Annotated in this window: 6 protein-coding genes and 1 riboswitch; of the genes, 2 read left to right on the top strand and 4 right to left on the bottom strand. The window is 68.8% G+C overall.

Features of this window, described 5'->3' with window-relative positions:
- Positions 1–28 precede the first annotated feature (28 nt).
- On the bottom strand, positions 29–1,606 hold the full coding sequence (cimA, locus tag ABFX54_RS36955) for a citramalate synthase (protein ID WP_346111377.1): 1,578 nt from the start codon (positions 1,604–1,606) through the stop codon (positions 29–31).
- Positions 1,607–1,863: 257 nt separating this feature from the next.
- Entirely contained in the window at positions 1,864–2,508 is a 645-nt protein-coding gene (locus ABFX54_RS36960; RefSeq protein WP_346111378.1) for a DsbA family protein, read from the bottom strand.
- A gap of 207 nt (positions 2,509–2,715) precedes the next feature.
- Here ABFX54_RS36960 and ABFX54_RS36965 point away from each other — a divergent pair, with 207 nt between their 5' ends.
- Positions 2,716–3,255 (top strand): Uma2 family endonuclease, encoded by a 540-nt coding sequence (locus ABFX54_RS36965; RefSeq protein ID WP_346111379.1) that lies wholly within the window; start codon positions 2,716–2,718, stop codon positions 3,253–3,255.
- A gap of 63 nt (positions 3,256–3,318) precedes the next feature.
- Here the strand turns inward: ABFX54_RS36965 and ABFX54_RS36970 are convergent, their stop codons facing one another.
- Both ABFX54_RS36970 and ABFX54_RS36975 read right to left on the bottom strand, forming a co-directional pair.
- On the bottom strand, positions 3,319–4,416 hold the full coding sequence (locus ABFX54_RS36970) for a branched-chain amino acid aminotransferase (protein ID WP_346111380.1): 1,098 nt from the start codon (positions 4,414–4,416) through the stop codon (positions 3,319–3,321).
- A gap of 279 nt (positions 4,417–4,695) precedes the next feature.
- Entirely contained in the window at positions 4,696–5,742 is a 1,047-nt protein-coding gene (locus ABFX54_RS36975; RefSeq protein WP_346111381.1) for a 3-isopropylmalate dehydrogenase, read from the bottom strand.
- Positions 5,743–5,841: 99 nt separating this feature from the next.
- Positions 5,842–5,988, top strand: a riboswitch (cyclic di-AMP (ydaO/yuaA leader).
- 53 nt (positions 5,989–6,041) lie between these two features.
- On the opposite strand from ABFX54_RS36975, the gene ABFX54_RS36980 reads away from it, so the two are divergent.
- Positions 6,042–6,578: a C40 family peptidase gene (locus ABFX54_RS36980; protein ID WP_346111382.1), complete on the top strand. Its 537-nt coding sequence runs from the start codon at positions 6,042–6,044 to the stop codon at positions 6,576–6,578.
- Positions 6,579–6,688: the final 110 nt, after the last annotated feature.

Consider the following 6,688-nt stretch of genomic DNA (forward strand, 5'->3'; position numbering starts at 1 on the left):
GAGCGGGAACCGGCCGCCGGGCCGCTGCCTACGTGAGGTCGCGGCCGGCGCGCAGCAGGCCGTAGGTGACGGCCTGCTCCAGGGCCTGCCAGGAGGCGTCGATGATGTTCTCGGCGACGCCGACCGTGGCCCACTCGCTCTTGTCGTCGCTGGAGGTGATGAGCACCCGGGTGACGGCGTCGGTGCCGTGGGTGCCCTCCAGTATGCGGACCTTGTAGTCGACCAGCTCCAGCTTGGCCAGCTCGGGGTAGAGCTGCTCAAGCGCCTGGCGTACGGCCTTGTCGAGGGCGTTGACGGGGCCGTTGCCCTCACCGGTGGCGACGATGCGCTCGCCCTTGGCGTGCAACTTGACCGTGGCCTCGCTGACCAGCTCGCCGCCCTTGGTGCGCTCGACGATCACCCGCCAGGACTCGACCTCGAAGTGGCGCCTGCGCTCGCCCTGGACGGTGTCGCGCAGCAGCAGCTCGAACGAGGCGTCGGCGGCCTCGAACGTGAAGCCCTCGGCCTCCAGGTCCTTGACCCGCTCGACCAGTGACTTGGTGTGCTCGGGGGTCAGGTCGTAGCCCAGCTCACGGCCCTTGAGCTCGACCGAGGCCCGCCCGGCCATGTCGGAGACCAGCATGCGCATGTCGTTGCCCACCTGCGCCGGATCGATGTGCTGGTAGAGGTTGGGGTCGACCTTGATGGCGCTGGCGTGCAGCCCGGCCTTGTGGGCGAAGGCGGAGGTGCCGACGTAGGGGGCGTGGGAGTTGGGGGTGACGTTGGTCAGCTCGGTGATCGCGTGGGCGATGCGGGTCATGTCGGCCAGCGACTCTTCGGGTACGAGGTCGTAGCCCCGCTTGAGCTGCAGGTTGGCCACGACCGTGAAGAGGTTGGCGTTGCCCGAGCGCTCGCCGTAGCCGTTGGCGCACCCCTGCACGTGGGTGGCGCCGGCCCTGACGGCGGCCAGCGTGTTGGCCACGGCGCAGCCGGTGTCGTCGTGGCAGTGGATGCCGACGCGGGCGCCGGCCCGGGCGGCGTCCTGGACGATCTCGGCCAGCTCGTCGGGGAGCATGCCGCCGTTGGTGTCGCACAGGGCGATGACGTCGGCCCCCGCCTCGGCGGCGGTGCGCAGGACCTCCAGCGCGTAGGCTGGATTGGACTTGTAGCCGTCGAAGAAGTGCTCGGCGTCGAGGAAGACTCGCTGTCCCTCCGCACGAAGGTGAGAGACCGTGTCGCGGATCATCGCGAGGTTCTCCTGGAGAGTCGTGCGGAGGGCCAGCTCCACGTGCCGGTCGTGACTCTTGGCGACAAGGGTCACGACCGGCGCGCCGGATTCGCGCAACGCGGCAACCAGAGGGTCGTCGGCTGCCTTCATACCTGCCCGGCGGGTCGCGCCGAACGCGGCGAGTTGCGCGTGCTTCAGGTCGAGCTCTGTTTGAGCGCGCCTGAAGAACTCTGTGTCCTTGGGGTTGGCGCCCGGCCAGCCCCCTTCGATGAAGCCGACGCCCAGGCCGTCCAGGTGCCGCGCCACGGCGAGCTTGTCGGCGACCGTGAGGGTGAGCCCCTCCTGCTGTGCGCCGTCTCGCAGTGTCGTGTCGTATACGTGGAAGCGGTCGTCGGCCATGAGGTGTCTCTTCTCTGCGGAAGCTTCGGTGTGTTCGGGAAAACAAAAAGACCCCTCACGGACGTGAGAGGTCTGCGCGCCGGCGGTGTCCTTCGTCAGCCGGCGCGCCTGCCGATAATGAGCAGACCGTAGAACATGGTGCCGTCCAGTCTGCCACATGGATTCACCATCTGGCACACCGGTCTCACCTCATGGACACCACCGGTGTGCACAGCCGCATCATCCAAGGTCACCCCAGGCCGGGTGCACAACTCCGATCACACCTGGACGCCGATGCCTCCGGTGATGAGCTTCTCCAGCGCCGCCGGGTCGAACGCCTCGTTGCCCAGCAACTGGCCGTCGAGGACCACGGTCGGCGTGCCCTCCAGCGGGATCTTGGCCGTCTCCGCCACGTGCACCTCGGCGTACGACTGCGACGTCACGCACGAGTCCACCGACGCGCCCGCCTTCCGCGCGGCCGCGGCCAGGTCGGCGACGGCGAACCCGGACGCCTGTCCGTGCGGCGCGGGCTGCATGGCGTAGAGCGCGTCCCTGAAGGCCAGCCAGTTCGGCTCGGGCACGCAGCGGGCGGCCGCGGCGGCGCGGATGGAGTTGGAGCGCATGGGCTCGTCACGGAAGATCGTCACGGTGTGGAAGACGACCTTCACCTTCCCCTCCCTGGCCAGCCGCTGAATCGTCGTGTCCACTTTGGCGTGCATGTCCTTGCAGACGGGACAGTCGAAGTCCTCGTACACGTCGAGCACGGGGGCCTTGCTCCCCAGGTCGGCCAGGACCATCGAGCCGTCCGCCTGCCTGGTCAGGGTCACGCCGTCGGACGACTCGCCCGGCTCGGAGAACGCCAGCACCCCGAGCACGGCGATCGCCAGTCCCGCCAGCGCGACCGCCAACAACCGCTTCATCATCAGCCCACTCTCACCTCGTCGATCGCGCGAACCCTACCGGAAGCGGAAACAACGCCCGCATAAGGCATGCCCGTCCGGCGGGATCGTGCGGGACCTTTGCCGGCCCCATACCTGTCCGACATCGGCGGGCGACGATCACACCCTGTTGTCACACACCCGTCCGGCCGTACGCTCGATCACCCCCGACGCAGGTGAAGGACGGAAGGCATGGCCGGGCCACTCGAAGAGCGATTTCGCAGCGTGCGCGATCTGCTTCCTGAATATCGGGTGGAGACGGCGCGCGGCCGGATCGTGGTGAACGAATCCGGCACGTGGCAGCACAATACGCTCGTCTTCCAGATGGTGTGCCGGCTGATCGGCCCGGCGGTCGAGCGGGGCTGGGAGATCTGGCCGAACATCACCGTCTATCTGGGCCAGAACGCCGACCGCTACGTGCCCGACCTGGCCGTGGTGCCCCGCCGTCCGCGCATGCGGATGGAACACGCGGTGTACGGCGACGCGACCGTGCTGCTCGTCGACATCGTCACCGCCGGCAGCGTCTACGAGGATTATCACGTCAAGCCGGGCGAATACGCGCAGGCCGGGGTGCCGCTTTATCTGCTCGTCGATCCGTTGCAGTGCACGGTGAAACTCTTCGGCCGGCCGGAGGGCGGGAAATACGGGACGGAAATTCTGGTGACGGGCGCCGAACCGCTCGTTCTTCCGGCGCCCTGGGAATTCGCCGTGGAAACCGGGGAACTCTGGTGACCGATTCCCCGGGCCGCGTCGGCCCCGGGGGGCCTGGGCCGCGTGGTCCCGGGGAGTTCCAGGTCAGACGATCTTGTGGATCCAGTTGTGGGCGTCGGGGCGGGCGCCGTACTGGATGCCCACCAGCTCCTCGCGCACCCGCATGGTCACCGGGCCGGGCGCGCCGTCGGCGATGGTCCAGGAGCGGTCCGCGCCCTTGACCGTGCCCACCGGCGTGACCACGGCGGCCGTGCCGCACGCGAACACCTCCGTGAGCTCGCCCGACGCGCACGCGGCCTGCCACTCGTCCACGGTGATGAGCCGCTCCTCGGTCTCCAGCCCGAGGTCCCCGGCCAGCTCCAGGATCGAGTCCCTGGTGATGCCGGGCAGCAGGGTGCCGGTGAGCGCGGGGGTGACGAGCTTGCCGCCGAAGACGAAGAACAGGTTCATCCCGCCCATCTCCTCCACGTAGCGGTGCTCGTGGGCGTCCAGCCAGACCACCTGGTCACAGCCGTTCTCCACCGCCTGCCGCTGCGCGACGAAGGCCGCGGCGTAGTTGCCGCCGCACTTGGCGAAGCCGGTGCCGCCGGGGGCGGCCCTGGTGTACTCGGTGGACAGCCAGACGGAGACGGGCTTGATGCCGCCGGTGAAGTACGAGGCCGCCGGCGAGGCGATGACCATGTACTTGTAGGTCTTCGACGGGTAGTTGACCCCCAGCCCCGCCTGCGTGGCGATCATGAAGGGGCGCAGGTAGAGGCTGTGGCCCTCGGTGGTGGGCACCCACTCCTTGTCGGTCTGGACGAGCAGCTCCAGCGAGTCGACGAAGGTCTCCTCGGGCAGTTCCGGCATGGCCATGCGCGCGGCCGAGCGGTTGAAGCGGGCGGCGTTCGCGTAGGGGCGGAAGGTCACGATCGACCCGCTGAGCTGGCGATACGCCTTGAGGCCCTCGAACAGCTCCTGCGCGTAGTGGAAGACCGAGGTGGCGGGATCGAGCTGCAGCGGACCGTACGGCAGCAGCCGGGCGTCGTGCCAGCCCTGGCCCTCGGTGTAGTCGATCGAGACCATGTGATCCGTGAAGGTCTGCCCGAAACCGGGGTCCGCCAGTACCTGCTCCCGCTCGGCCGCGGTGCGAGCGTGGTCGGATAGCTGCACGTCGAAGCTGAGCTTCTGAGCGATGGTCATGACGGCGGTCCTTCTCTCTGCGGTCTACCGAAAATCTACCGAAATTACCGGATCTACGGGATCTGCCCGCCGGTTGCGGGCCCGCTGCGGTGAGCGGCCATGCCCGTTAGGGCAGTCCGTACTTCCTATTGTCTCGCCATATGGGATAGCAAGGGGCCAAAGGGGCCATTGGTCCTTTTGACCGCTGGATTCGCGCGCGTGGTCGCCGGAACCCGCACACGAAAAAGCGCCCGGCAGCCCTCCTCGGACCGCCAGGCGCTTGATCGGGGCTAGGCGGTCCTAGCCGGATACTCGCGCGGTGATGTCGTCGCCGATCTCGTGGGTGGTGCGACCGGCCCAGCCGGCCAGGCGCTCGACGATGTCGTCGGCGACCGCCTGCTCGACCTTGGCCGCCTCGTCGCGCAGGCCGAGGTGGTCGAGGAGCATGGCGACGGACAGGATGGTCGCGGTGGGGTCGGCCTTGCCCTGGCCGGCGATGTCGGGCGCGCTGCCGTGGACCGGCTCGAACATGCTGGGCGCGGTCCGCTCGGGGTTGATGTTGCCGCTGGCCGCCAGGCCGATGCCGCCGGCGATGGCCGCGCCGAGGTCGGTGATGATGTCGCCGAACAGGTTGTCGGTGACGATCACGTCGAAGCGCTCGGGCTGGGTGACGAAGAACATCGAGGCCGCGTCGATGTGGCTGTAGTCGGTGGTGACCTCGGGGTATTCCTCGGCCACGCGGTTGACCGTGCGCTGCCACAGGTCGCCGGCGTAGGACAGCACATTCGTCTTGTGGACGAGCGTGAGCTTCTTGCGCGGCCGGGACTTGGCCTGCTCGAACGCGTAACGCACCACGCGCTCGACGCCGTGGGCGGTGTTGAGCGACTCCTGGGTGGCGATCTCGTGGGGCGTGCCCCGCCGCATGACCCCGCCGGTGCCGGCGTAGAGGCCCTCGGTGCCCTCGCGGACGACGATCATGTCGATGTCCTCGGCGGGCGTGTCGGCCAGCGGTGTCTCCACGCCGGGGAACAGCTTGACCGGCCGCAGGTTGACGTAGTGGTCGAAGGTGAAGCGCAGGCGCAGCAGCAGGTCGCGCTCCAGGATGCCGGGCGGCACGCTGGGGTCGCCGATGGCGCCGAGCAGGATCGCGTCGAAGCCACGCAACTCCTCCAGCACCGAGTCGGGCAGCGTCTCGCCCGTGCGGTGGTAGCGTGCGGCCCCCAGGTCGTAGTGGGTGGGCTCGATCTTCGTGCCCACGGCCTCCAGGACCTTGAGTCCTTCGGCGACGACCTCGGTGCCGATGCCATCCCCGGGGATGACGGCCAAGCGGATGTTACGCGACTCCATGGGCGGTACCTTACCGGCTCGTCTCGTCTGACGAACACACCATCTCAACTTCCGGACGTCCGATTTTTGGGGGTTTACTACCTTTTGACCCATTCGCTAGAGTCCATCGGGCCTAATCCACGCAGCCGCTGCGTGGAGCCGGGGACCCATCTCTCCCCCAGGGGCGAATCGGCGCCCGGCGCGCCGTAGGGCTGTCTTCCAGGCCCGAGCCCGTCAGCTAACCCGGCCGGCCATATGGAAGGACAAGTGCTCTGTCTCGCATCGCCATCGTCCTGGCGGCCGCGGCCGCCGGACTCACCTTGGCCACCCCAGCAGCCCAGGCAGCCACCCCCGACGACGACACCACCACCCTGACCGGCGCCGAGATCAGGCGCATCCAGGAGAAGCAGATCCCCGCTCCCGCCTGGAAGATCGCCATCAGATACGCCATGGACAAACGCGGCACCCCGTACGTCTGGGGCGGAGCGAGCAGGCAGGGCTACGACTGCTCGGGGCTGATGCTCCGGGCCTACGAGGCTGCCGGGATCGAACTCCCGCGCACCGCCGCGGAACAGTACGGCGCGTTCTCCAGGAAGATCTCCTGGGACGACCTCAAGCCCGGTGACCTGGTCTTCTTCAGCGGACTCGGTCACGTGGGCATGATCTCCAAACCCGGATACATGGTCCACTCGCCGCACACGGGCGACGTGGTGAAGGAGGAGAAGCTCTCCGACTGGCGCAGGCAGGCGTTCGTCGGAGCGGTCCGGCCGGATCGCGCGGGCGTACGCGAGTGGAAGCAGGTGCTCGAACACCGCGAGGAGACCGGCCCCGCCCCGCTCACCGCCTCCGTGGAGTGAGCCGCAGGAGATAGACGGCGGGTGGGCGGCGGCCGCGCGGGGCCACCGCCCACCCGCCCGGCGCGCGGCCGCAGAGAGCGCGGAGCCGCCGTCCGCCCCACCCGCCGCGC

This window comes from Nonomuraea maheshkhaliensis, from assembly GCF_039529435.1.
Classification (GTDB): Bacteria; Actinomycetota; Actinomycetes; order Streptosporangiales; family Streptosporangiaceae; genus Nonomuraea; species Nonomuraea maheshkhaliensis.

Bases quoted from the DNA above. Each gene is read 5' to 3' on its own strand.
- ABFX54_RS36960 (WP_346111378.1), bottom strand. From the start codon at position 2,508: ATGATGAAGCGGTTGTTGGCGGTCGCGCTGGCGGGACTGGCGATCGCC.
- ABFX54_RS36970 (WP_346111380.1), bottom strand. From the start codon at position 4,416: ATGACCATCGCTCAGAAGCTCAGCTTCGACGTGCAGCTATCCGACCAC.
- cimA (WP_346111377.1), bottom strand. From the start codon at position 1,606: ATGGCCGACGACCGCTTCCACGTATACGACACGACACTGCGAGACGGC.
- ABFX54_RS36975 (WP_346111381.1), bottom strand. From the start codon at position 5,742: ATGGAGTCGCGTAACATCCGCTTGGCCGTCATCCCCGGGGATGGCATC.
- ABFX54_RS36965 (WP_346111379.1), top strand. From the start codon at position 2,716: ATGGCCGGGCCACTCGAAGAGCGATTTCGCAGCGTGCGCGATCTGCTT.